The 363-nt window shown below is 67.5% G+C and carries 1 pseudogene; it reads right to left on the bottom strand.

Annotated elements, in window-relative coordinates:
* Positions 1-169: pseudogene (locus tag D180_RS24835) on the bottom strand (efflux transporter periplasmic adaptor subunit); the annotation flags it as partial.
* Positions 170-363: the final 194 nt, after the last annotated feature.

Raw genomic sequence — 363 nt, 5'->3', positions numbered from 1 at the left:
GGCGGCTGGCCGCCGCCACCTCCACCGGCACCGCCTCCGGCGCCTTCTCGCTGTCGGCGACCTTGGCCTTGGCCTCGGCGGCCGGCTTGCAGGCGCTCAGCAGCAGCGTGGTGGTGACCAGCAGCGCGGCAGCGCAAGTGGCAGTGCGGCGCATCAGCGGTCGCGTCATCGTCGTGTCCTTGGTGGATGGCGTGAATGGTGTTGTAGATAAGTAGATCACCAAACGACGTCGTGCCGTATGCCCCAAAGGTCACGGGTCGCCCACCGCCGCCAGTTTCGGAGCCGCGAAAGGTGAGGCTATACTCGGGCCGTTCCGTGTTCCCCCACGCCGGAACCCCAATCCGTCCTCCGGACCACGAAACC

The sequence above is a fragment of the Xanthomonas sp. SHU 166 genome, assembly GCF_000364685.1.
Lineage (GTDB): Bacteria > Pseudomonadota > Gammaproteobacteria > Xanthomonadales > Xanthomonadaceae > Xanthomonas_A > Xanthomonas_A sontii.
This window is presented reverse-complemented; position numbering and strand designations above follow the sequence as displayed.